21 protein-coding genes are annotated in these 26,595 nt (G+C 39.9%); 18 read left to right on the forward strand and 3 right to left on the reverse strand.

The window, feature by feature from the left end:
- The first annotated feature begins 50 nt into the window (after nucleotides 1–50).
- The 7 genes from DU508_RS13925 to DU508_RS13955 all read left to right on the forward strand — a co-directional run bounded on the left by DU508_RS13925 (nucleotide 51) and on the right by DU508_RS13955 (nucleotide 6,409).
- On the forward strand, nucleotides 51–374 hold the full coding sequence (locus DU508_RS13925; RefSeq protein WP_199562716.1) for a hypothetical protein: 324 nt from the start codon (nucleotides 51–53) through the stop codon (nucleotides 372–374).
- Between the two features lie 131 nt (nucleotides 375–505).
- Nucleotides 506–1,432 carry an AraC family transcriptional regulator gene (locus tag DU508_RS13930; RefSeq protein WP_115403418.1) on the forward strand — a complete coding sequence of 309 codons (927 nt, stop codon included), beginning with the start codon at nucleotides 506–508 and terminating at the stop codon, nucleotides 1,430–1,432.
- A gap of 261 nt (nucleotides 1,433–1,693) precedes the next feature.
- Entirely contained in the window at nucleotides 1,694–2,557 is an 864-nt protein-coding gene (locus tag DU508_RS13935) for an oxidoreductase (protein WP_115403419.1), read from the forward strand.
- 21 nt (nucleotides 2,558–2,578) lie between these two features.
- The gene (locus DU508_RS13940) at nucleotides 2,579–3,463 is read left to right on the forward strand and encodes a DMT family transporter (RefSeq protein WP_115403420.1); all 885 of its coding nucleotides are present in this window, start codon (nucleotides 2,579–2,581) and stop codon (nucleotides 3,461–3,463) included.
- A gap of 18 nt (nucleotides 3,464–3,481) precedes the next feature.
- Nucleotides 3,482–4,336: an aldo/keto reductase gene (locus DU508_RS13945; RefSeq protein WP_115403421.1), complete on the forward strand. Its 855-nt coding sequence runs from the start codon at nucleotides 3,482–3,484 to the stop codon at nucleotides 4,334–4,336.
- Nucleotides 4,337–4,361: 25 nt separating this feature from the next.
- Complete coding sequence (locus tag DU508_RS13950) at nucleotides 4,362–5,216, forward strand: oxidoreductase (protein WP_115403480.1); 855 nt, start codon at nucleotides 4,362–4,364, stop codon at nucleotides 5,214–5,216.
- Nucleotides 5,217–5,512: 296 nt separating this feature from the next.
- Entirely contained in the window at nucleotides 5,513–6,409 is an 897-nt protein-coding gene (locus tag DU508_RS13955) for an SDR family oxidoreductase (RefSeq protein ID WP_115403481.1), read from the forward strand.
- Nucleotides 6,410–6,535: 126 nt separating this feature from the next.
- On the opposite strand, the gene DU508_RS13960 is transcribed toward DU508_RS13955, so the two are convergent.
- Complete coding sequence (locus tag DU508_RS13960) at nucleotides 6,536–7,030, reverse strand: DUF421 domain-containing protein (RefSeq protein WP_115403422.1); 495 nt, start codon at nucleotides 7,028–7,030, stop codon at nucleotides 6,536–6,538.
- Nucleotides 7,031–7,426: 396 nt separating this feature from the next.
- Nucleotides 7,427–8,824, reverse strand: coding sequence for a hybrid sensor histidine kinase/response regulator transcription factor (locus tag DU508_RS13965; protein WP_115403423.1), 1,398 nt, complete (start codon nucleotides 8,822–8,824; stop codon nucleotides 7,427–7,429).
- A 520-nt stretch (nucleotides 8,825–9,344) separates the two neighbouring features.
- Here DU508_RS13965 and DU508_RS13970 point away from each other — a divergent pair.
- The 6 genes from DU508_RS13970 (at nucleotide 9,345) to DU508_RS13995 (ending at nucleotide 20,806) form a co-directional block, all read left to right on the forward strand.
- Nucleotides 9,345–11,486, forward strand: a complete 2,142-nt coding sequence (locus DU508_RS13970) for a glycoside hydrolase family 97 protein (protein WP_115403424.1) — start codon at nucleotides 9,345–9,347, stop codon at nucleotides 11,484–11,486.
- A 575-nt stretch (nucleotides 11,487–12,061) separates the two neighbouring features.
- Nucleotides 12,062–13,417 carry an alkaline phosphatase family protein gene (locus DU508_RS13975; protein ID WP_115403425.1) on the forward strand — a complete coding sequence of 452 codons (1,356 nt, stop codon included), beginning with the start codon at nucleotides 12,062–12,064 and terminating at the stop codon, nucleotides 13,415–13,417.
- Between the two features lie 383 nt (nucleotides 13,418–13,800).
- Nucleotides 13,801–15,405: a tetratricopeptide repeat protein gene (locus DU508_RS13980; protein ID WP_115403426.1), complete on the forward strand. Its 1,605-nt coding sequence runs from the start codon at nucleotides 13,801–13,803 to the stop codon at nucleotides 15,403–15,405.
- Between the two features lie 261 nt (nucleotides 15,406–15,666).
- On the forward strand, nucleotides 15,667–18,444 hold the full coding sequence (locus DU508_RS13985) for a TonB-dependent receptor (RefSeq protein WP_115403427.1): 2,778 nt from the start codon (nucleotides 15,667–15,669) through the stop codon (nucleotides 18,442–18,444).
- Nucleotides 18,445–18,468: 24 nt separating this feature from the next.
- On the forward strand, nucleotides 18,469–19,728 hold the full coding sequence (locus DU508_RS13990) for a right-handed parallel beta-helix repeat-containing protein (protein WP_115403428.1): 1,260 nt from the start codon (nucleotides 18,469–18,471) through the stop codon (nucleotides 19,726–19,728).
- Nucleotides 19,729–19,741: 13 nt separating this feature from the next.
- Nucleotides 19,742–20,806 carry a phytase gene (locus DU508_RS13995; protein WP_199562717.1) on the forward strand — a complete coding sequence of 355 codons (1,065 nt, stop codon included), beginning with the start codon at nucleotides 19,742–19,744 and terminating at the stop codon, nucleotides 20,804–20,806.
- Between the two features lie 659 nt (nucleotides 20,807–21,465).
- Here the strand turns inward: DU508_RS13995 and adhP are convergent.
- Complete coding sequence (gene adhP, locus DU508_RS14000) at nucleotides 21,466–22,500, reverse strand: alcohol dehydrogenase AdhP (RefSeq protein ID WP_115403429.1); 1,035 nt, start codon at nucleotides 22,498–22,500, stop codon at nucleotides 21,466–21,468.
- Between the two features lie 206 nt (nucleotides 22,501–22,706).
- Between adhP and DU508_RS14005 the strand changes: the two genes are divergently transcribed.
- The 5 genes from DU508_RS14005 to DU508_RS14025 all read left to right on the forward strand — a co-directional run bounded on the left by DU508_RS14005 (nucleotide 22,707) and on the right by DU508_RS14025 (nucleotide 26,342).
- A complete protein-coding gene (locus DU508_RS14005; protein WP_115403430.1) occupies nucleotides 22,707–23,090 on the forward strand; it encodes a hypothetical protein in 384 nt (127 codons plus the stop codon).
- A 4-nt stretch (nucleotides 23,091–23,094) separates the two neighbouring features.
- Nucleotides 23,095–23,703 (forward strand): YceI family protein, encoded by a 609-nt coding sequence (locus tag DU508_RS14010; RefSeq protein ID WP_147273633.1) that lies wholly within the window; start codon nucleotides 23,095–23,097, stop codon nucleotides 23,701–23,703.
- Between the two features lie 5 nt (nucleotides 23,704–23,708).
- Nucleotides 23,709–24,116: a hypothetical protein gene (locus DU508_RS14015; RefSeq protein ID WP_115403432.1), complete on the forward strand. Its 408-nt coding sequence runs from the start codon at nucleotides 23,709–23,711 to the stop codon at nucleotides 24,114–24,116.
- 201 nt (nucleotides 24,117–24,317) lie between these two features.
- Nucleotides 24,318–24,938: a YceI family protein gene (locus tag DU508_RS14020; protein WP_115403433.1), complete on the forward strand. Its 621-nt coding sequence runs from the start codon at nucleotides 24,318–24,320 to the stop codon at nucleotides 24,936–24,938.
- A gap of 27 nt (nucleotides 24,939–24,965) precedes the next feature.
- Nucleotides 24,966–26,342, forward strand: coding sequence for a hypothetical protein (locus tag DU508_RS14025; protein WP_233509593.1), 1,377 nt, complete (start codon nucleotides 24,966–24,968; stop codon nucleotides 26,340–26,342).
- Nucleotides 26,343–26,595: the final 253 nt, after the last annotated feature.

Consider the following 26,595-nt stretch of genomic DNA (forward strand, 5'->3'; position numbering starts at 1 on the left):
TACAAGCATGTGGACAGATCGGTAATCATCAACATAAAACAATTACCCAAATGGAATACAGAAAAATCAGCAATCAAAAGGTAAAAGATGCTATAGAAGCATGGCAAAAAGGAAAAGTTGCATTGTGGCTTTCCTTTTTTACGGCAGATGCCCTGCTTTTAGATGACGGACATCCGAGAGATTTTAATAAATTTTCTACCGAAGCCATCGGGCATGAGCATTTTACGAGCGTTGATAAGGTGGAGGACAATGGGATGTCTGTTTACGGGAGTTTTCATAGTGATACCTGGGGTGATTTTAAAACGTATTTTAAATTTTACCTCGATGCCGCAGGAAAGTTCAGCAAATTGGAAATTGGTCAGGCAAGTTATTGATATAATGTTGCTTTACAATACTTCATGTAAGTATCGTCATTTGATAAGTGATATTCATAAGAAAAACTTTGATTTTCATATAGCCAACGGAACGGAAGAAGTTTAATTTTAAAAAATATTTGGATGAAAAAATGGCACAAACGTTAGATATACAAATCATAGAACAGCTAAGGGACGTACCGGATCTGACACCTGTTGCCCGTGAATATTATGAAGACTGGAACATCCGTGTTTTCAACAGGGAGCATTTCGCCTGTAAAAATTATCTGTCTCCCAATCGTCGTGATTTTTACAAAATACTCTTCATCACAAAAGGCATCGGCGTGTTTACCGTAGGAGCCAATACCTATTACATCGAAGAGCCTACCATCCTGTTCATTCATCCCAACGAAATTATTTCGTGGAAAAACCTGTCTGACCACTCAGGCGGGTATTATTGCCTGTTCAAAAAGCGATATATTGAACAATTTCCTTCTTTGAGATCTATTATCGAGAGGTATCCTTTATTTAACAATGCTGCAAACAGTGTGGTTCGCCTTAACAGCAATACAACAGCGGTTATTAGCGAACTTTTTGTCAAGATGCACGGGGAAACTTTAAGCGGCGGTAATTATTTCGAGGATAGTTTGCAGGCATATATTCAACTGATGGTTGTGGAAACCATGAAAGCAGCCAACTTCCCTAAACCGGATGCCATCAACGACGAATTGAGACATGTATATCATTTTTTTCAATTATTGGAAGAGGAAGCGGCCAATATCAACTACAGCCAACCTTTAAGGATAAAAACTGCTAAGGAATTTGCATCGGAACTGGCTGTCCATCCCAATCATCTAAATGCTTTATTGAAGAAACATACTGGTCAAAACGTTAGCACGCACATCCGCAACAGAATTTTAGATGAAAGCAAAACTTTATTGGTACAAACAGATTGGTCTTTGCAGGATATAGGCTTTGCTATCGGCTTTGCCGACCAACCCAACTTTACCCAGTTTTTCAAAAAGAATACTGGCGTGACACCCAATGAGTTCAGAAAGGAATATAGGAATAAAATTTAATACGTTCTTTCTTATATACAAAATTTTGGTAAAGGCTTAACCTATCTAATTTTAGCAGAAAGAGCTCGTGGATATTAACCACTAAATGTTACCCTATTATTTGATGTTGCAATCTGAATTAAACTTTCAAGAAACGGGAATTAAATAAAGGTTTTCAGTACTTGCGGCAATTTATCTTTGAAATTCATAAAAACTGCTTTGAACGGCATACCCCATCCAGGCAGCTACCATGCGAACTTTGTGATATAAAATTTATTTATTATGGACACAAATAAAACATGGTTTATCACAGGAGCATCCAGGGGGTTCGGATTTGAAATCACTAAAGCAGCATTAGCTGATGGTCACAAGGTAATCGCTACGGTTCGTAAAGGAAAAGAACAATTGGCGGCACAATTTAACAGCAACAACCTGCTCGTTATTGAAATGGATGTTACCGACGAAGGTGTGGTTAACACAGCCGTTAATGAAGCATTGGCACGCTTTGGAAAAATTGATGTACTGGTAAACAATGCGGGCTTTGGCCTGTTGAGTGCCGTGGAAGAAGGCAGTGACAGTGAAATCCGCAATATGTATGAAACCAACGTATTCGGCCTGTTAAAAGTATTGAGGGCTGTACTGCCACATTTCCGTTCACAACATTCAGGGCATGTCATCAATATTTCCTCCGTTGGCGGATTAACTGGTTCTGCTGGCTGGGGATTGTACAATTCCACCAAGTTTGCGGTAGAAGGTCTTACAGAGGCGCTGGCAAAAGAACTTGCTCCATTAGGAATATATGCTACTGCTGTGGAACCTGGTTACTTCCGTACCAATTTTCTCGATGGTTCGTCACTTACAACTGCTAAGCAGGTAATTGACGATTATGCGGAGACTTCAGGAAAAATGCGCAGCTATGCCCCGGATGTCAGCTACAGGCAGCCCGGAGATCCTGCAAAGCTGGCAAAAGCTATTTTAAAGATTGTTGAGGCAGAACAACCGCCTGTTCATCTTCCTTTAGGAAATGATACCTTAAAAGCCTACCGCACTAAAACGGCATCTTTCGAACTGGACATACAGGACTGGCTTGATGTCGTGACCGGCACAGATCATGATGATGTTCATCAGCCTGCAGTTAATAATTAACTCGTATTAAAAGAACAGCTCATGTCTCGTCAAAAATCCATAATACTTATGTTCGCTGCCAGCTTTTGCTGGGCGGCGGGCTTTATCACGATGGGCAACGTATTGAAATCTGTAAATGCTGTTACACTTCTGTTTCTGCGATACTTTATAACTGCTATTGTGTTGGTTCCAATTATCCTGAAAACGGAACGTTTCGACTTTCCCAAGAAAAACAATATCCTGGCCATAGCGGGAATGGCAGTGTTCAATGTACTGCTCATGAATTTAATGATGTTTGAGGGATATAAAACCACTACCGGAACCAATATCTCCATTATATCTGCCATGAACCCACTGACCATAGCATTTTGGTCTTTTGTGATACTAAAAGTCCGCTTTCGCTGGTTGCAGGTTACTGGTGCTTTCGTTGCCTTTTTCGGGGTATTGGTCATGGTATTTCGTGGTAATCTGCAGGCGCTGGCCTCTTTACAGTTCCATCAGGGAGACTTATGGATGATTGCTGCCGTGTTTAGTTTTGGACTTTCCGCAATATGTTCAAGGTTTGCCACCCAATCCATCAGTCCGCTGAACGCTTTGTTTTATTCCAGTATCATCGGTCTGGTACTGCTGTTACCCATAGGTACAGCATCGTTCAGTTGGCCGGAGTGGGATGCCCGATTGATCGGACAGGTTTTGTTGATAGGTGTTGTTTCTACGGCATTGGCCCAATGGTTTTTCAATTTAAGTATCAAAAGCCTCGGCGCTGCGGAATCAGGTTTCATTATTAATTTCAATCCCGTGTTTGGCGTATTGATCTCCCTGGTTTTTCTTCGGGAAATACCTGTATGGGGGCAACTTATCGGGTGGCTGATCATCATGGGTGGAACAGCGCTGTTCTACAATAAAATTTCATTCAAGAGTAAATAACATTTAAATTTTCAAATCATGGATACAACTAAAAATAGTTCCTTAACCTATAAATTAGGAGGAGAAATTGAAATCAACAGGCTTGGATACGGTGGCATGCAGTTAACCGGCCCCGGCATATGGGGCGATGCGCCAAACAGAGATTTAGCCGTACGTTTGCTGCATTCAGCAGTGGAAAGCGGGACTAATTTTTTCGATACGGCAGATGCCTATGGCCCGAACACAAATGAGGTGCTCTATCATGATGGTTTACATGCATATTATGATAAAATCGTGATTGCGACAAAAGGAGGCTTAGAACGAAGCGGCCCGAACCAATGGCATGTAAACGGCGAGCCGGAATATATCGCATCTACGATTGAAAACAGCTTGAAGCGGTTGCAATTGAATCAGATAACGCTATGGCAACTCCACAGGGTAGATCCCCGTATTCCTATTGAAGAAACACTTGCTCCTGTAGCCGATGCGCTGAAAAACGGCAAGGTTAAATATGTGGGGTTATCCGAAGTTGATGTGAAAACCATCGAACGGGCAAGAAAGATTGTTCCCATAGTTTCTGTGCAAAATCTGTACAATCTAGCTGAACGTTCTTGGGAGCCTGTACTGGATTATACCATCGAGCAAAACCTAGCCTTTATACCGTGGTATCCACTGGCTTCCGGCCCGGGTAAAATGCAGTCAAGCATTCAGGCTATTGCAGAGCAACACGGGGCTACAACGGCACAGGTTGCATTGGCCTGGTTGCTAAAGCGCTCAGCTAACATCCTTTTGATTCCCGGAACCCGTTCTCTTGCGCATTTACAAGAGAATATGGCGGCGGGTCAAGTCAAGTTGACTGACGAGGAATTCAGCTTGCTCTCAAAATCATTTTAATTATTTTTCTAAATCGATGATAAAAATGGCAAACGATAATAAAAAACCGGTATGGTTTATCACAGGATGCTCCACCGGGTTCGGGCGAGAACTGGTAAAACAATTACTGGAAAAAGGTTATACCGTAGTAGTTACCGCTAGGGATATAGCTAAAGTACCGGACTTAGTAATCGGGCACGAAAATAATAGCCTGGCACTTCCACTGGATGTGACCGACAAAGAGCAGGTAAAAACAGCTGTTGCAAAGGCAGAGGAAACTTTCGGGAGTATTGATGTACTGGTAAATAACGCAGGGTTCGGCTATTTCAGTAGTATAGAAGAAGGTGAAGAAGAAAAAATCCGTGCACAGTTCGAAACCAATGTTTTTGGATTGATACAGGTTACACAAGCCGTGCTGCCAGGAATGCGCAAAAGAGGAAAAGGGCATATTGTCAACCTTTCTTCCATAGGTGGCATACGTTCTTTTGGGGCTACCGGATTTTACCACGCAACAAAATATGCAGTAGAGGGCCTGTCAGAAACATTGGCTATTGAAACAGCACCTCTTGGCATTAAGGTGCTACTCGTTGAACCCGGCCCCTTCCGCACCGATTGGGCGGGTCGGTCATCTCTTCACACGCCGCTTCAGATCGCCGATTATGAACCTACAGTTGGAATCAGGATGAAAACAAGTTTTGAAGGTAGTGGCAAACAAAAAGGAGATCCTGTCAGGGCAGCGGCAGCTATTATTAAAGCCGTGGAAGCTGAAAATCCACCATTGCGTCTGCTTCTAGGTAAATCTGCCTATGAGCTGGCCAGTGAAAAGTTAGATATGCTAAAGGTAAATTTTGAGACATGGAAAGAGGTTACCATTGAAGCTGATTTTCCCGATGGGGAATGAAGTATCTTCAATAGAAAAAAGGATATGAAGAAAAGCAAGCCGTTTCCTGGCAGGCTGATCAGGTATTTATCCCCATGATGCCCATTTTTCACAAAAACAAACTTCTGTAGGGATTGTTGTAAGCTAAAAAGGGGTTTGACAAGAACAATCAGATGATGAAGTTGTTTTTGACACGAGTATGCATCGATATGAACGAACAACTGGATAAGAATGTCAATTTAAGACATGAACACTGAAATCCTGATCAAGTGCGTGAGGAACAGGGAGAAAAATATCATTTCAATTTAAGTACGACCATGGAAAACAAAGAAGATTTATCAAAGAACCCGGCAGAGAAATATCCTCAGCCGCCTTTTCCCAAACAGGATCAGCCCGCACCGGGAAAGGAGGAATTGCTCCATCCAAATGCAGACCATGGGGAGAAATCATATAAAGGAAGTGGAAAGCTGGAAGGCAAGAAGGCAGTCATTACCGGCGGTGATTCTGGCATCGGGCGTGCAGTAGCCATTGCATTTGCCCGCGAAGGCGCAGACGTTTTGATCAGCTACCTGGATGATATGGAAGATGATGATGCCCGCATCACGGCCGAATATGTGGAAGCAGCAGGTAGAAAAGCGGTTTTGATCAAAGGAGATATTCAGGAGGAGGCACATTGCAGGCATATTATTGATACCGCTGTGAAAAAGCTTGGTGGACTGGATATCCTGGTTAATAACGCGGCATTCCAGATGGCCAGAAAAACCATGGATGACATCTCTTCAGCCGAGTGGGACCGTACTTTTCGCACCAACATCACTGCCATGTTCTACTTATGTAAAGCAGCTGAACCACATCTTAAACCTGGAAGCAGCATCATCAACACCACATCAGTAAATGCATATTCGCCAAATGAAGAGCTCCTGCCGTATGCTGCAACAAAAGGTGCGATTCAGAATTTCACGGCCAACCTGAGTCAAATCCTGTTAAAGGACGGGAAAGGCATCCGGGTAAATGCCGTAGCGCCAGGTCCAATCTGGACGCCACTGATTCCTTCAACCATTCCCGATCATGAAGAATTTGGAAAAGACACACCCATGCAAAGGGCAGGACAACCCGCCGAGGTTGCACCGGCTTATGTTTTCCTTGCTTCAGCGGATGCGAGCTATATCGCGGGAGCCACGATTCCGGTTACCGGAGGACGGATCACGATATGATAGTTGGCAAAATACCACGATTCAACCATTTGCCTATCTGAACTAATGGATGCTGTGAAATAATTAGATCTCATCATCTAAACAGATCGGAAGCACTTTAAGGTATAAAACCCAGAGTTCTGTTGGCTATTGGCATTTTTTTTTGACAATACTGATCTGTCCGTTTTTTTCCATGAAGATCTTATCAACCTGGGCTAAATCCTCTGTGCCCAGGTTTTGTCTCATCGCCCGGTATACCTCTTCTTTACCAATCAGCGACCTGGCCATGTTGTCTTCCATAAAACTGTCTTTTTCATAGAGCAGGATTTTACGCCCTTCGATTATTTCCGAAAGTTTTGAATCTTTACTGACCACCCAGCCCAAAAGCCTGTGGAGCATCACCAATAGAATACTGGCTGCCAGCACTGCGAGGAATGGCGAGGCTCCAACCACTGCTCTGCTTAAAATAGCACCCAGGAGTATGACAATGATATTATCCATAGGACCATGCTGTCCAAAGGATCTTCGACCAGAAATGCGGATCAAAAAATAGGCAACAACAAAAACAATCATTGCCCTGATGCACATTTGCAGTTCAGTGAGTTCCCTGCCTGTTCCAATGATTTCCATTAAGTTATCCATAATGTTTATAGTCAGGTCACGCCAATAGTTTCCTGATCTGATCTTTTGATTTCCTTCCTGATAAGCATCGGATTATTTCAGTGAAAAATATACCGTCACTTCAGAAGGTTAATATAAAACCATTTATGGGTGCAATTGGTTTTATGAACGAGCTGTTTAATGTTGATCGTACTTACAGTGGAAAAGGTAAGCCGGTTTGTATTTATGAGCCATTCTCAATTACATCGTAAATCAGATGCACTCACAGGCCATTCTCCCAAATGGAGAACTTCTATTAATTACGATTTGGTTTAAAAGTATGCGCTAATGGTTTAGAATTCCAAATCTGAGTACTTGATCAATCATTGTGTTATAAAACAGTTCAGTTGACAATCAAGTGCACTATTCCACTCTTTTTCACATTTCTTTTTTAATTGTGTTCAAATAGGTTGATGGTGATAGACCAAACTGCCGTTGAAAATCTCTCGAGAAATTAGTAGATAACGTATATCCTACCATATTCGCAACCTCATTGATCTTATAATTTCCTTCTGCCAAAACTTCGGCAGCTCTTTTCAACCTGGTTACATTAATGAATTCATTAGGTGAAAGATTTGCTATGGCTTTAACTTTTCTGTATAAAGTCGGCCTGCTCATGTTCATCATTTTCGCAAGCAGATCTACATCGAGATCTATTTGGGTAATGTGATTAAAAATTAAATCATGCAGCTTTGTAATAAATTCCTGATCTGCTTTGGAGTGGGCTATTCCTTTAATGTGTGCCAATGGCGAATGGGCAAAGTGTTCTTTGATGATATTTCGGTTTATCAGCAAATTATTAATCTGCGCAAGTAAATGTTCAAAGGCAAACGGTTTTTCAATATAGGCGTCTGCGCCTACTTCAAGGCCTTCGATTTTAGAACCGATCGAGTTTTTAGCAGTTAAAAGTATAACAGGTATATGACTGTAATGAAGATCATTTTTAAGGTTTTTACATAAGTCAATGCCATCCATTACGGGCATCATGATATCACTGATGATCAGTTGTATGTTTTCTTTCTCTAGAATGTCGATTGCTTCCATGCCATTGGTTGCGGTAAAAACAACGTAATTATTAGCAAGCTGATTTTTTAGGTAAGTTAAAATGTCATGATGATCTTCAACCAAAAGTATAAATGGTTTTCCTGAAGAAATTTCCTGTTTTGCATGATCTTCCTTAATGTGATCAGGTTTTTTTTCCTCCTGCGTTTTTTTCTGATCTGTTTTTATTTCCTGGTGAATAGGTATCGATAATAAAAAGATATTGAAATGATCACCCATCTTCTTAAACTCTATTTTACCTTTGTGAAGTTCGGTTAATGATTTTGCAAGCGAAAATCCTATACCGGTTCCTTCTTGTTGTTCAGTTTCAGTTATCCTGAAATCAGGTTCAAAAATAGATTCTGTGTCTTCGTTCGAAAAGATATGGCCGTCATGTCTAAATTCAATTCCAAAACAATCATCATCGCTACTAAATGGAAGTAGTTTTATCTGAGTGGTTCTTGAGGCATATTCAATCGCATTGCTAAACAGATTGGTTATTATTTTTTTTAGTACTTCACAATCTACTAAGGCATAAAGCTTAAGTTTAGGAAGATATAATTCGCACTCCAGGTCTTTTTGTTCAGCTACGGGTTTAAAGCTGGCATAAATTTCATGCAATAGTTCATTAATATTCGTGCTAACAAGGCTAAGGCTTAGTTTATCAGCCTCAGCTTTTCTTAACTCGAGGAGCTGATTGGTTAACGCAATAGGTCTGCTGGCATTTTTTTTCATGATATATAATTTCCCCTAATCAGATTTTCAGTGGCAGTTGATGGTAATTTATCCAATGGCATTTTTATTAAGGTAAATGAGTACAGATCTCATAGGCAAGATTAGTAAAAAAATCAATTTTTGTATTATCAATTTTAACCATTCTTATCGAAACGGTTTAACCTGTTTTGGCTTCCAGCCTTTAATATAGTGCCAGAATAAATGTAATCAAAATTGGATGCATTAAATTGAGACGTTTTGATTTTAAATTGAATGACAGTGATTGGTTGCTCTGGGTTTAAAGTGTCAAATTTGACACTACTGTACAACCAAATCAAAATAGAGATTATGAAAAATTACCTGTTCAACTTAGGGCAATACAAATAATGCGAATGAAAAAATATAGGATTTTAGTTTTGGCATTTGTCCTCTTTATTCCTCAGTGTTAGAAGCAGATAGTGTACACGAAAATACCTGACACAGGTATTATGGAATTAAAAATTAAACACAAACAATTTATTTGAATTATTGAATCTGATACATGAAAAACCTGATCTTAATAGGCATTTTGATTGCTTTTTTTAGTGCCAATGCGCAGCAGCTCAGCTCACCTGACGGAAAACTTATAATGACCTTTGCACTGCAAGATGGCGGTACACCCGGCTACAGTCTGATCTACAAAAACAAGGATGTGATAAAACCGAGTAAACTCGGACTGGAACTAAAGAACGATAAAAAATCTTTGCTGGATGATTTTACCATTGCTGATGTTAAGACAGCTACCTTTGATGAAACCTGGAAACCTGTATGGGGTGAAGTAAGCAAAATTCGGAACCATTACAATGAGTTGGCGGTTACCCTTAATCAGAAAGAAACAAACCGGAAAATGATTATCCGCTTTCGTCTTTTTGACGAAGGACTTGGATTTCGTTATGAATTTCCTGCACAGCAGAACCTTACTTACTTTGTAATTAAAGAAGAAAGAACGCAATTTGCCATGGCAGGTAATCATACCGCTTTCTGGATACCGGGAGATTATGATACACAGGAATATAATTATACCACTTCAAAGCTTTCAGAAATAAGAGAACTCATGAAAAAGGCGATTACGCCTAATGCATCACAAACGCCATTTTCTCCAACTGGTGTTCAAACAGCATTAATGATGAAAAGTGCTGATGGTGTATATATTAACCTTCATGAAGCGGCTTGCATTAATTACGCTACAATGCATTTAAATCTGGATGATGAAAATATGGTATTTCAATCCTGGCTTACACCAGATGCTAACGGCGATAAAGGACAGATGCAGGCTCCACGAACATCGCCATGGCGTACGGTTATGGTAAGCGATGATGCTCGTGATATATTAGCTTCTAAAATGACCTACAATCTCAACGAACCCAGTAAGATTGAAAATACTTCCTGGATCAAACCCTCAAAATATATTGGTGTTTGGTGGGAGATGATTGCCGGTAAAAGTAGTTGGTCTTATACCAATGAATTTCCGGCAGTTCAGCTTGGCGTAACCGATTTTGCCAAGGCAAAGCCAAACGGAAGGCATGGCGCAACAACCGCCAATGTAAAGAAGTATATAGATTTTGCTGCGCTGCATGGTTTTGATGCTGTATTGGTTGAAGGATGGAATGTGGGTTGGGAAGATTGGTTTGGAAATGCAAAAGACTATGTATTTGATTTTGTAACACCCTATCCTGATTTCAATGTAAAAGAATTGAACGATTATGCCCATTCAAAAGGCTTGAAACTGATTATGCATCATGAAACTTCGGGCTCCGTAAGAAATTACGAAAGGCATATTGATACGGCCTACAAATTTATGAAGCAATATGGGTATGATGCGGTAAAAAGTGGTTACGTTGGGAATATACTTCCGCTAGGAGAACATCATTACAGCCAATGGATTAACAACCACTATCTTTACGCCGTTCAAAAAGCGGCAGATTACCAGATCATGGTAAATGCACATGAGGCCGTTCGTCCTACTGGCATTGCACGAACTTATCCAAATCTGATCGGTAATGAATCTGCAAGAGGCACAGAATACCAGGCATTTGGTGGCAGCAAACCAGATCATGTAACGATACTGCCTTTCACACGCCTGATAGGTGGCCCAATGGATTATACGCCTGGTATATTTGAAATGGATCTTAGCAAGCTTACCAATGGCAGAAACAAATCTCATGTAAACAGCACACTGGCCAACCAGTTGGCATTGTATGTAACCATGTATAGTCCGTTGCAAATGGCTGCAGATCTTCCTGAAAACTTTGATCGCTTCGCGGATGCATTCCAGTTTATAAAAGATGTTGCTGTAGATTGGGATGATAGTAAATACATTGAAGCAGAACCAGGTGCGTACATTACTGTAGCGCGAAAAGCAAAAACAACAGGGAAATGGTTTTTGGGAAGTGTGAATGGTTACAATCCCCGCATTTCTAAAGTCAGCTTAAATTTCCTTGATGCCGGTAAAACCTATATTGCTACCATTTACGCAGATGCAGGCAACGCAGATTATAAAACAAATCCACAGGCATATACCATTACCAAAGCTGTTGTAAATAGTAAATCTAAACTATCACAGTATAGTGTAGCAGGTGGTGGATATGCAATCAGCTTTGAAGAAGCAAATAAAAATCAGATAAAAGGTTTAAAAAAATTATAAGGTAAACTTCATTTAGTCCCGAATCCATTCGGGACTAATTTGATAACAAAATCAAAAGTAAATTCTGTTATATCTGTATTGCCCGGATTTCAGAACGAAAGTTTGGGAACGCTCTATTGTCATTGCTCAGCTGTTAGATGCTGTGTCAACCTTGGTGTCTGAAATAGGTGAGTATGGTTGTCTCAAGCTTAGGTATCTCGGGCTTCAGTTCTTCTGCATTTTCACATTTTTCATACATAACCCGTCATCATATATTCCTGGCGAAATAATAAACCTTATGGTACTCTGCATTTTTTGGGCTGATTCCCCTGCAGGATACTGAGGCTATCAGGGTTTCTATTTCATTGATGATAATATTGAGACGAATTCCATGCTCCTGGGCTTCAGTTTCTTCTCATCAACCACCCCGTAATGTTGGTGCTGAAAAGTAATCGGCAAACATATTATTCAAGTAAGTGCTCAAAAAAATCGCATTAATGTTTTCTTAACATTAAAAAAACCTTAAGGGCATGTTATAAAAATAACTTCGCCTCAAAATATACGATGGCTTCATCACATATGAAAAAAAATTAAACATGAAAAAAATTATTACTTCAATAATCTTGCTATGGCTTTCAGCAGGATCTGCACCTGCTCAGGAGAACCACGTAGTACTGATTAGCATTGATGGTTTAAGACCAGAATTCTATTTAGATCCACAGTGGGGAATGGTAAATGTGCGCCAGGCTATGAGAAATGGTTCGTATGCTGAGGGTGTGAGGGGAAGTTTTCCTACCGTAACCTATCCATCACATACTACGATAGTGAGCGGTGTATTGCCAGCAAAACATGGCATTTATTATAATACACCTGTTGAGCCTCTGGGTATTTCCGGGAAATGGTTCTGGTACTACAAAGATATTAAAGTGCCAACCATTTGGACTGCTGCTAAAGAGGCTGGTTTAACTACTGCTGGTGTAAGTTGGCCGGTTACCGTAGGTGCACCTATTGATTACAATTTACCCGAATACGTGATTCTTCCACAGGGAAAAGGAGAGAAAAAAGATGAAATTAAGGCGATGTCTCAGGAATCTAATCCTAAAGCACTTTTTCAGGAAATTGAAAATTATGCAGTTGGTAAATTTGCTGAATATGGTGCTACAATTGATTACTATACCAGCGATCAAAATAAATCAAGAATGGCAGCCTATATTTTGAAACGGTACAAGCCTGCTTTCCTTGCATTGCACATCGCCCTTCTGGATCATTTTGAACATGAGCAGGGGCGTGATGGAGATAAGGTAAGATCTGCCATAGTAGGCGCCGATGTTGCCATTAAAACAATTATGGATGCAGCAGAAACTGCAGGAATCAGTAAGAACACCACTTTTATCATCACGGGCGATCACGGCTTTGTTGATATTCATACTCAATTTAAACCGAATGTAATGCTGGCTAAACTGGGTTTATATGATGATGCAAACAAAGATGCCTGGAAAGCTTATTTCCAACAAAGCGGAGGTTCGGCTTTTCTACACCTCAGAGACCCGAAAGATAAATCAACTTTAGAAAAAATAAAACTTGCAATTAATCAACTTCCTGAAGGTATTCAAAGAATGTTTCATGTATTGGATAAAGAAGCTTTAGGCAAAGCACAAGGCGATCCGAATGCTTTTATGGCATTGGCTGCAAATCAGGGGTTTAGTTTTGGTGCTTCAGCCACAGGTGATATGCTTGCCCCGGTAAGCGGAGGTACGCATGGATATCTTCCGACCGATTTCAAGGAGATACAAACGGGTTTTGTGGCCTTCGGTAAAGGAATTAAATCGGGTACGGTTTTGCCTTTGATGGGGCAGGAAGATATTGCCCCACTGATTGCAAAGTTGTTAAATTTGAATCTAAAAACAGATGGCATTTTATATCCGGGATTGATTGCCCCATCTAAAAAATAAAATATCTAATGTGAGTTTGGAATAAGCAATAATGTTACCCTTTTGGGCAATGTCATTAAGTTAGGTAAAAAAATGTCATTCTGAACGCAGTGAAGACCGCGAAGCAGCTACGAAGTAAATCCCTAACCTAAAGGCATTGCTCTTTGGTTTAACCCTGACTTTGTTTTGTAAGGGAGTAGTGCTATATTAAAGTTTGTGTTTCATCGCCCCAGCCTAAAGGGCATTGCACTTGGTTTACCACTAATTGTTATTGTAAAAGGTACCGCATTATTAAAGTTTTGTATTTCATTTTCTTATACCGAAACTCAGGTTTAAGTTAATGGCTCAACTTAACTTTAAGTTAACACATATGCTCTTTCTTTGTCAGATATTTACTTTCTGACATGATAAAATACATTGGTCTTTGTTTAACATTCCTGCTGTTTTCTTTGAGTAGCTATGCACAGGAAGAAGAATTGGAGACTTTTCTCGATCATCACTCAAGAAAACCAATTGAATCACTTACCGCGTTAAAAAAAATATACGCTCAATCAATTGAGGATGGTAATGCGCTTTTAGAAGGGCAGTGCCTGCAGCAAATGGGAAAGGTATGCTACCGGCAAGGACATTTCAGACAAGCATTGGAGTTTTTTTTAAAGGCAGATAAAATATTCAACAGCGCCAACAAACCTTTATCACTGGCTGCCAATCTCAGTGACATCGGGGTTTTGTACTACTACATTAAACAGCCTGATAAGGCGATGAAAAATTACACACTGGCGCTGAATATTTATAAAAAGCTGAATAACTTAAAAGGGCAGGCAACGGTTTTTGGTCATATTGGTCAGTTGTATGAAAAGCGGCAAGATTACGACAGTGCATTTTACTATCAGAAACTGGCTCTAAAAATAAATGAGAAAACCAACGATAAAAGCCGTGCTGCCAAAATTTATGAGAATTTAGGTAGCATATACGAAGATCTGGAAAAGTACGATCTGGCATATGTTAATTTTAAAAAATCACTCGATTTATATCAAAACGATCATAACGAACTTGGCAGCATAGAGGTAATAAACAATTTAGGTGATATCCTGCGTAAAACCGGAAGGTATCAGGAAAGTGTTGTTCAAACCGAAACGGCAATGAAACTGGCTGCCAAATTGGGTAATATCTATCAACTGGCATCCTGCTGCAGAGATTTGGGTAAAGCTTATGAGCTCATGAATAAAATGGACAGTGCCTACCACTATGTTAAGCTTGGGTATAAATATACACTCGATCTGTACTCAGAAGATGGAGCCAGGCAAGTTGCCTTTTTGCAGGTGTTGTATGATATTAATAAGAAATCAGATGAAATAAATAAGTTGCAAAGTGATAAAAAGATCAACAGGATTATCGCATCGTCGGCAACGATAGTGATCATATTATTGATTATTCTGGGTTTTGTTATCTTCAGCAGACAACGTTTCAAGTTAAGAGATCAGCAAATGCTGGCCAGACAGAAAGATATTGAACATGATCTGACAAGCCTGGCGCTAAAAAACCTTCAGTTAGAGGAACAAAACCTCAAACAGTTGCTGGAAACCAAAAGCCGTGAACTATCCACGCATACGCTGAACCTGATCAGGCACAACCAGTTTCTGGAAAATATTCGAAGTACCCTGCAAGCGATGGTAAAAGATGATAAACGGGATCAGAAAAAACAGATGAATCAAATCCTGACTGAAATCAATCAGAGCTTTAACCATGAACGCAACTGGAAAGAATTTACCCTGGCCTTTGAACAAGTGCATCATCAGTTTCTGGAAAACCTCAAAAAATACAGTAGCGAGTTAACCTCTGCCGATATGCGCCTTATCGCATTACTGAGAATGAATCTCGACTCTGGCGATATCGCAACCCTATTAGGAATTTCTACCGATAGTTTAAGGGTTTCGAGATACAGGCTGCGGAGAAAACTAAACCTGACACAGGGAGATAATTTATCGGCTTTTATTCAGGCATTATAAGCGTTACATCAAATACACTGAATGGCTGTTTTTTTTCATTTTTATGCGCTTAACAATTTGTTAATGTAACGGTAATAAAAGGATAACGGCGGTTTTTGTTTTAGTTAAATAGTTGATAATGAGTATATTGATTTTTAATGTTGCTTTTTGATATATGGCTTTTGTAACGCTGTTGCCTTTATGTAACCCTGAGAATTTCTTTGTGTGATGTGGTGTATACACCTTTGCGCTGTCGATAAATAAAAGACATTAACAAACGCAATGAACAAACTTTTACAAATTCTGTTTTTACTTCTTTTTTGTGCGGGCACGGCCAATGCCACAAAACTGAAAGGGCATGTTTATGATAGGCAAACCGGAGAGGCCATTGTGGGCGCTACCGTTGTGCTGGAAAACCCAAGGCGGGTAACCAATACAGGGCTCGATGGAACGTTTGAGTTCAAGGACGTACCAACCGGAACAGCTAAAATCAGCGTAAGCTATATCACTTACAAAACGATCACTAAAACCATCGTTATAGCGAAAGAGGGTAACGACCATTTAAAGTTTTATATGGAAAGTGATTCGAAAAGCCTTGATGATGTAACCATTAAATCAAATACGGTAAGTTCGACAGATCAGGGAGCAAGACGCCTGGAGAAAAATGCCACTCAGCTCATGAACATCGTTTCGGGCAGATCGATTGAGATTTCTCCGGATTTAACGGTAGCCAACGTTATGCAACGCATTTCTGGCGTATCCATTGAACGTAACAGTAATGGAGATGGGCAGTATGCCATATTAAGAGGTATGGATAAGCACTATAATTATACATTGGTAAATGGCGTAAAGATCCCCAGTCCGGATAACAAATACCGCTACGTACCGCTGGATCTTTTTCCATCTGATTTGTTGGATCGATTGGAGGTCTATAAAACTTTGACACCAAATTTGGAAGGGGATGCCATTGGAGGGGGCATTAACATGGTAATGAAAAGTGCTCCTGGTCAGTTTCAGGTCAATGCCAACCTTTCATCAGGTTATAACCAACTGTTTTTCGATCGGAAATTCGTAAGCTTCAATTCTGCTGATATTCAGTATAAATCTCCTTATGAGTTGAATGGAAGAACCTATAATGCCACTCAAAATGACTTTACCAAAGGAACATTGGATTATAAGTATAAAAACCCTGCGCCTAATTTAATCGGAAGTTTATCCGTAAGCGAGCGATTCCTCGATAATAAACTTGGTGTGGTGCTGGCCGGAAGTTATCAAAACACTTATCGCGGAAGCAACAGCACATTCTACAATACGGCTGTGAACGGAACCGATGCCTATGCGGTAATCACCAACAAGAGTTACAGGGAATTTTCTGAACAGCAGCAACGTACCGGTTTGCATGGAAAAGTTGATTATGTTTTCAACAAAAGCCATCAGCTCAGCCTTTATAATGTATATGTTAATCTTAAAAATGAGCAGCTAAGAGATGCTGTAACCACTACGTACAATGGTGTTTATAATCCTGCTGCCGGAAATGCAGAGCTTGTTTACAATACCCGAAGCAGGTTAACTGAACAGCAGATTTACAATAGTACACTTCACGGCGATCATAAATTCTTTGATGATAAATTCAAGGTTCAGTGGTCGGCAGTGTATTCATCAGCTAAAAATGATGTTCCTGAGAATACGAGCATCAGCTTGAATGGGGTTCAGCAGAATTTCCAGAGCAGAAGAACCAGTTTGGTCAACACCTCGCCGGTTAACAGAAGATGGGAACGCAATACAGATGAGGATTTAGCCGGTTATCTCGATTTGAGTTACCATTTTACACTTGGAAATGATCAACTGGATGTGATGGCAGGTGGTTTATATCGAGATAAACAAAGAAGTAGTTTTTTCAACAATTATACGCTCGCACCCAGTGCTGCCGATGCAAGCCGCCTCTATGGTGTCGATTTCCAGAATTATACCGACCTGAATTTAGTGGTGACCAATCCAACTGGTGCGGTAGCCAACCCATTAACGTACGATGCATCAGAAAAAATCAACGCTGCTTATGGAATGTTTAAGTATATCTCGGCTAAACTTGAGGTTGTTGGTGGTGCAAGGGTAGAGCATACCAATCAGGGATATAACCTGCTTTTTCCTGCAGGAGAGAATTTCCCGAAAGGTCAGCAAATTTATACCGATGTTTTACCAAGTTTAACCGCTAAGTATTTTTTAACTGAAAAAGCACAATTGCACGGCTCTTATTACAAAGCACTTAACCGCCCTGGGTTTTATGAAATTGTACCAGGAAGAGTAGTGAATGAAGAATTTCAGGAACGTGGTAATCCAAACCTGAAACGGGCATTAGCTGATAATTTCGATTTACGTTATGAGCTTTTTCCTGGTGCATCAGAACAGTTATTGGTAGGTGCATTTTACAAAAGGATAAAAGACCCGATTGAGTATACTTTCCAGGCAGATGCAGTTCGTGGCCAGGATATTTATTATACACCAGGAAATTTTGGTACGGCCAATAATTATGGTGCTGAGGTAGATTATATAAAATATTTCAGCAAAATTGGTATCAAAGCAAATTATACCTATACCCATTCACGTATTACAACCCCTAAAACTACAAGAACGATTAATCCTGCAACGGGTGATATTCAGGCACTCTCTGTAGATCAGGAACGCCCGCTTTACGGACAATCGGAACATATAGCCAACTTGTCATTACTATTTAAGGATACAAAAAAAGGCTGGGATGTGCAGGTGGCAGGCGCATATACCGGACCGCGGATCAACACCGTTTCTCAATTCTTAAATAATGATTTGTGGCAGGAAGGATTTATTCAGATGGATGCCTCGGCAGAAAAACGCTTTAAAGGTGGTATAAGCATCTTTGTAAAAGCAAATAACATTTTAGATACACCTACAAAGCTCTTTATAAAAGGCACCAATCCGGAAAATAATAAGATTGCAGAAGAATTGGTTAGTAACGGGCATACATTGGTAAGAAGTGATTATTATGGCCAGAATTACCTTCTTGGCTTTAGATATAAGTTTAATTAATAGAAAATTTTAAAAGACAAAAACATGAAATCGAATCAAATTTTTAGACTGTTCATCCTTGTCGCGCTAGCCCTGGCCGGGTGTGAAAAAGCAAATATTGATGTAGATACCACAGCCTTAGATGGTTCTGCAATAGGAGAGGTTTCCGGCGTATGGACAAAGGGCAGCACACAGGTCATCAAAGGAGATGTTGTTATTCCTGAAGGCAAGTCGCTTACCATTGAGGAGGGGGTAACTGTATTAATGGATACGGTTGCCAAACCGGAATTCATTGTAAAGGGTAATCTTTATGCACTTGGAACTGCTGAGAATCCAATAAAATTTACGGTTAACGAGTTTTACAAAACCCCACAGAAAAAATTCGGCAAGCTTTGGGGAGGGATATTAGCTGGTCCTACATGTGAAGAACTGGTGCTTGACCATACCATCCTGGAATATGGCGGATCTACCACTTCAGATGCATCTACATCCGTTAAAATGGGCCTTTATAAAGCCGTTGCAGGAGAAAATTTGCCAGCTCTTTGGTTTGCAAATGCTAAAGGCAGGCTTGTGGTGCAAAATAGTATTATTAGAAACTTCCAGGAGGATTGTACTTATATTGAAGGTGGTAGAATTATCTTTGCCAACAATATGTTTTATACTACAGGTGTAACAGGTGGTGAGGCCATGAACTTTAAATCGGGTTGTTTGGCTGATATCGCTTATAATTTGGTTTACAGTGCCAATACAAATGCCCTGAAACTTTCCAATACCGGTGATAAAGTGCCACAAACCCATATCATTGCCTATAATAACACCATGGTAAACACAGGTTGGAGAAGACCTACCGCCAAAGGAGGATCGGTTTGGCTGGAAAGCACAGTGCGTGCAGATTTATTTAATAATCTTTTTGCAAATACCCGGTTTGGCGTTAAAAGAGACCCTAAAAAACCAGAAGACAATCGATCTTCCTATAGCAATAACTGGTATTATGGTTTTGATCAAATTACTGTAGATCAGTTTCAGCCAACTGGTGATATTGTTGGAGGGAAAAGCGATGTCATTAGTACTGTTGCTGGTGCAAACGATCCGAAATTTATTAATTACCCCTTAAATACTGCAGTTAACAATGCCGATTTCAATACCACCTGGGATTTCCACCTGCAAGGCAATTCACCTGCTTTGGGCAAGGGTATAACAAACTTTACACGTCATCATCAAGGTGGAATTATCATGAAAAACGGTATCACTTACACGTCTCCGGCGCCATCAACATTTGTTGGAGCATATGGAATTAAAATATAAAATGAAGAATAAAATGATAATAAAACTTGGGGCCTTTGCTGTATTGATTTTGGCCATGTCCTGTAATGGGGTTGCACAAAACCCAAATCTGGCAGAAGTAAAGCCCTTATACGTTTCTGAACCAGTTGATTTTGATACCGATGATCCTGCCATTTGGGTCGATTCAAAGAACCCGTCGCAGTCTTTAGTCATAGGTACAGATAAGGATGCCAACGGTGGTTTATATGTGTTCGATCTGAAAGGAAAGATTATTCCATCCAAAACTGTAAAAGGCCTGAAAAGACCAGACAACGTTGATATTGCTTACGGCCTGCTGCTTGATGGTAAAAAAACGGATATTGCAGTAACGACTGAGCGATATACGCATAAATTAAGGATTTATTCGCTTCCTGACATGAAACCTTGCGACAACGGCGGAATACCGGCGTTTGTGGGAGAAACCGGAACAGAATTCCGTGATTTGATGGGCATTTCGATGTATACTGATCCCAATGGAAAAATATATGCTATTGTTGGCCGCAAAAGTGGTCCAAAAGAAGGAGGCTATTTGTGGCAATATTTGTTAAGTGATAATGGTAAGGGCCAGGTTAAAGCAGATTTAGTGAGGAAATTTGGCCGCTACAGTGGTAAAAAAGAAATTGAAGCCATAGCAGTTGATAATGAATTGGGTTACATTTATTACTGCGATGAACAGGTTGGGGTGCGGAAATATTATGCAGACCCTGAAAAAGGCAATGAAGAACTTGCTTTATTTGGCCAGGGAGATTTCAGTGTTGATAATGAAGGAATCGGTATTTATAAAACTGCAGGAAACAAAGGATATATTTTGGTTTCTGATCAGGGTGCAAAACAATTAAAAGTTTACAGCAGAACCGGTACGGGAAATGCGCCAGATCAACACCCACTATTAACCACCATAAAATATTCTGCCAATCAAACGGATGGAATTGATGTTGTATCAGTTCCTTTAAATGCAGACTTTAAACATGGATTATTGGTTGCCATGAGCGATGATAAAACTTTTCATTTTTACAGATGGGAAGATATAGCTGGTAAGAAATTGGATGTAAATCCTTAGGAAGAAATATACTTTTATCTGGTTATGTGCGGCATGCTCAATGAAGATCATGCCGCTTTTTTTTGAGATGAATAAATAACCATCGTTTTGTGGCAATCTCACTGCTGCAATTCCATTCATTAAAACAGCACTTCATGATCTTTCTGGATGAGATTGCCGCGGCCAATGAAGGATTAGCCTCGCAATGACGGGTTTACAACTTACGCTAAAACGGTCGTCATTGCGAAAAACGATCCTTCCATCGTTTTGTGGCAATCTCACTGCTGCAATTCCATTCATTAAAAGAGCACTTCATGATCTTTCTGAAGGAGATTGCCGCGGCCAATGAAGAATTGGCCTTGCAATGACGGGTTTACAACTTAAGCTAAAGCGGCCGTCATTGCGAAAAACGATCCTTCCATCGTTTTGTGGCAATCTCACTGCTGCAATTCCATTCATTAAAACAGCACTTCATGATCTTCCCGAATGAGATTGCCGCGGTCAATGAAGGATTGGCCGCGCAATTGTAAAGGTTTACAACTTAAGCTAAAGCGGTCGTCATTGCGAAAAACGATCCTTCCATCGTTTTGTGGCAATCTCACTGCTGAATCAAAAAAAAATGGTCTGTGAGCCACAGACCATGCGTTAATTTAAATCTAAGGGTTTGATTGTTTAATTTATTAAGGTTGAGCTATTTCCAACACCATTCTGCCTTCAATTTCACCTTTTTTCATCTCATCAAATACAGTGTTAACTTCTTCCAGTTTGACACCATGAACATTGGCCTTTACCTTCCCGTCAACAGCAAAAGCTATGGCTTCCTGCATGTCCTTTCTCGTACCTACAATAGATCCTCTTACTGTATAGCGGTTCAATACCGTTTCAAAAATAGGGAGATCAAAACTTCCCGGAGGAAGACCATTTAAAGCAATAGTTCCTTTGCGCCTTAATGCAGAAAGCCCCTGCCTGAACGCAATAGGCGATACTGCGGTAACCAATACCCCATGCATTCCTCCGGTTTCTTTCTTCAAAACCGTTCCTGGATCTTCCTCTCTGGCATTAACTGTAATTTCTGCACCCAGTTTTCTGGCCAGTTCCAGTTTATCTTCGGCCACATCAATGGCAGCAACATGAAGCCCCATGGCTTTGGCATACTGAACAGCAAGATGGCCAAGTCCGCCAATTCCTGAAATCGCAACCCATTCGCCCGGTTTAGCCTCTGTTTCCTTTAGTCCTTTATAAACAGTTACCCCGGCACAAATAATAGGGGCCATTTCTGTGAAATTAATATTGGCAGGGAAATGGGCAACATACCTGGAATCTGCAATAACGTATTCGGCGAAACCACCATCAACACTGTAACCCCCGTTTTGCTGGGTGTCGCAAAGTGTTTCCCAACCCGTAATGCAGAATTCACAACAACCACAGGCACTATACAGCCATGGCACGCCTACAATATCTCCTTCTTTTACATTGGTCACATTTCTTCCCAAAGCTGCAACATAACCTATTGCTTCATGACCGGGGATTAAAGGCATTTTTGACTTTACAGGCCAATCACCATTACAGGCATGAAGATCAGTGTGGCAAACCCCGCAGGATATGACCTTAACCAGAATTTGGTTTTCTTTTGGTTCTTTTACCGGCATTTGCTCAATGCTCAGGCTACCGCCGAATTCATGAATTACAGCGGCTTTCATTACTTTAGGTATCATAAGAAATAGTTTAATTTTCGAATTCACTGATCAAATGTTCTCAAAAAACAAGAATTAAATAGTGATGTAAATCACAGTAAATCATGATGTTGAGCTTTATTTGGTTTTTGCCATGAATAAGTGATGAACGTCATAATATGTGATGACTCCTGTCAACTGGTTAGAGGAATAATAAGCTGAAGTTTACTGCTTATTATTTCAACGCCATGACCACACCAATTGAAGACAATGAACTGAATGCCGAATTACAGGAACTTTACCTGACAGGCAAACAATGGTTATCGGACCTCGATTTTTTTGAAGTAGAGATCAAATCTGTCGCGAGGTTGTCCGTAACAATCCCTGGTGTAATCGGACTTACAGGAAACCCGATCAACCTTTCACAAAGCTACGTGCTTTTAAAAGATGAAATTATTAAGTTCATGAATGCCCTGGGTATACTCATCAACGCTTCTGAAAAACAGATAACTGTTAATTTACTGGAGGATCATATCAGATTACGAGAAAAAGCTGAGGCACTGATGACCACTTATCGGGCTGAGAGAAAACTCGTCTTCGACCATTACCATGCTGCTGGTGCTGAAAAATAAACAAATGCTGCGACTTAAAATATTGCTGTTAATTGCTTTTGGCATATTCCCTGCTTTCGGTTTCGTGGGCAGCAATATGGCATATCCTATAAAATGGGTATTAACCAACGAATGTACACTTAAGGTAAATGGCAGTACCAATATTAACAAATTCAGCTGCGTAATTCCCGAATATACCAAACCAGATACTTTGATCTTTTATAAAGAACAGAAAAACGAGCCAGTAAAAATGAGCGGATCTATGGCTCTTGATGTTCAAAACTTTGATTGCCATAATCCAGTCATGACCAGTGACCTCAGAAAAACGCTAAAGGTCAAAATTTATCCTAAGATCATTATTAGATTTCTAAGCCTGAACAGATATCCTGATCCGAACAAAAAAACAGATCTAATTAAAGGTATGGTAACCATAGAGCTTGCAGGAACAATCAGGCGTTATGAAGTAGATTATAAATACACGGCGAAAGAAAATGATAATCTAAACCTGATTGGAACAAGGCAGGTAAAGTTTTCAGACTTTAATATCAACCCGCCACGAAAATTAGGAGGAATGATTAAAACCGATGATGAGTTGAATGTTGAATTTATACTTAATGCAAGAATCTTAAATTAAATAAAATGAAAAAAATCGTTCTTCCGGGATTGATTTCAGGAGTCGTACTTTTTATCCTGAGTTATGGTGGGTTATATCTGGGGATTAGGTTTTTCCCAGGTCTGTTTATGGATTATAACAATCCGCTGTTCAACTCAGAAAGTAACCGGGATGGGTTCTTTTATATGCATGCATTTGTCATCAGCTTCGCACTATCCTGGTTTTGGGATCGCTTTAAAGGGCTTTTTCACGGCCACTTTATCTTCAGAGGATTGGAATTTGGTTTTGTATACGCAATAGTTGCATTACTGCCCGTTATGTGGATTACTTTTAGCGCAATGGACATTACGCTGTTTATGGTGTTGAGCTGGTTTATCTATGGATTTGTTCAGGCTGTAGTGGCCGGATTATTATTTTCAAAGTTAAATCCCTGAGTTAATTTCTACTCCTTAAAATCTTTTAATAAGTATTTTCAATAAATATGGGCAAGATATGCCCATGTTGTTCTTGTGATGCTTTTTTTAATTGATTATCAATGTGATATAATGATTACTATCACTATTTAGCATGTCCTGTGTCATCAGTGGGAATGCAATCAGGAAGTACTTTTGATCAAACAATTTAATCAATATATTATGAAAAAGTTTTCCTTCCCTAACCAGCCCGTTTTTACTATAAAATTATTATTTCTGTTCTGTATCGCTGCAGGAACTATCAATAATTTGCATGCTCAGGTTATATACAAATTAAGCAGCGCCAAAGAGAACATTGTAAAAGTTTCCGGTAAATCAAATGTTCATGACTGGAATATGATTGCACAAAACCCTACTTGTGAGGCGAGTTTTGGCCCACTTACCAGTGATGATGTACCTAAAAGCCTAAGTGCACTTAGTTTCACGGTAAATGCCAAAAGCTTGAAAAGCGAACATGAATCTATGGATAGCCGTACTTACAAAACGATTAAAGCAGATGCCTTTCCACAAATTACATTTAAACTTAGCGATGCCGTTATTACGCCCTTACAAAAAGGAAAATTTTCAATTAAAGCTTCTGGTACCTTAACCATTGCGGGTGTTTCAAAAACCATCAGTTTGTTGGCTAACGGTGAAGTTAAACCAGATAATGTGATTGTTTGTAGCGGTCAGGAAAAAATAAAACTAACGGATTACAATATCCAACCACCAAGTTTTATGCTTGGCGCTATGAAAGTTGCCGATGATTTGACCATATCCTTCACCCTCAATTTTAAAAAATAATCGTTCCATTTAAATATACCACAGATCATGAAAACTCAAAAAAGACACTTTATAATGCCACTGATGGCATTGATTGGTATTTTCTTCAATCCCTTGTCAAGTCATGCCCAATTTCAAAAAATAAATAACCTAAGACCTTACGATAAAACTGGTATCAACATATTTGAAGACCCTAAAGATACAGTAACTACTTTCGATGGTCTTAAAATCAAGTTTGGTGCAGGATTTACCCAACAATTTCAAAGCTTAAAACACGAAAATCCTGATGCCTTAAGAAACAACATTGGGGCAGTAGGAACACCTGGTAATAAATTAAGGAGCATTACTCCTGGTTTTATGACAGCACAAGCCAACCTGTATATTGATGTGCAACTGGCTGATGGGATCAGGTTAAATATTACCAATTACCTTTCAGGAAGACACCACAATGAAGTATGGGTAAAAGGAGGTTATATTCAGTTTGATAAACTTCCGTTTCAAGGACAACTTTGGGAAGACCTGATGAAGATTGCAACCATTAAAATTGGTCACTACGAGGTAGATTATGGCGATGCACATTACCGCAGAAGCGATGGTGGAAACACAATCTTCAATCCGTTTATGGATAACAACATTATGGATGCTTTTGCTACGGAAATTGGCGGACAAGTGATGTTGAGAAAAAACGGATTATTTGGAATGATTGGCTTAACTAATGGCATGATCAAAGGAAACATAGACTCACTTACTGCTGCGGCAAATCCTGACGGAGACTATACCAAATCACCTTCTATTTTGCTTAAAGGAGGATTTGACAGACAATTGACCAGTGATATCAGACTAAGAGTAAGTGCATCCTATTACGGAAATCAGGGCGGGGGTGCCAATACCTTGTTTGGTGGAGACCGTACAGGTTCAAACTATCAATATGTAATGGAGCCAAACACAATCTCTGAATCTACTGCAATGGCATTTTCAGGAAGGTTTAACCCAGGCTTCTCTAAAAAAATAAACACCTTTATGCTTAATGGTTTTCTAAAAGTAAAAGGTGTTGAATTGTTTGGTACTTATGAGCAGGCTTCTGGAAGAACAGCGAGAGAAACTGATACCAGAGATGCTAAACAGTTTGCCATTGATGGTGTATACCGATTTGGTTTCAATGAAAATCTTTTTATCGGTGCCAAATATAACACAGTTTCGGCAAGATTGGCAAATAACCAAACAGGTACCGGCGCTGGACCTATCGTTTACACTGATAACGTCAAAATTGACAGGATTGCCGCTGCAGCTGGCTGGTTCCTTACTAAAAATGTGATGTTAAAAGGTGAATATGTGGTGCAAAAGTATAAAGATTTTCCAACTGCAGATTTACGTGCTGGAGGAAAATTCAATGGATACGTACTGGAAGCAGTGGTCGGATTTTAACTTGTACGCTCAAATCCTGGGGTCGATAAGGCTCCTGGATTTAAATTCTAAGCGCGCTAACTGATAAATAACGAACAAAATTCAGATCAGCCAGAAAACGGCTTATTCTAAAATTAGAAGAACCAAAATATATGTCTTTAGATGGCAATATATTTTGGTTTTCTTCTATTAGGAAATTGCCCTCGATAAGTTAGACTAATAAACAACTATACGCTCGGCACAGATCAAAAGAGTGGTAAGCTGTTCAAAGATT

The sequence above is a fragment of the Pedobacter chinensis genome, assembly GCF_003339865.1.
In the GTDB taxonomy this organism is placed as follows: Bacteria; Bacteroidota; Bacteroidia; order Sphingobacteriales; family Sphingobacteriaceae; genus Pedobacter; species Pedobacter chinensis.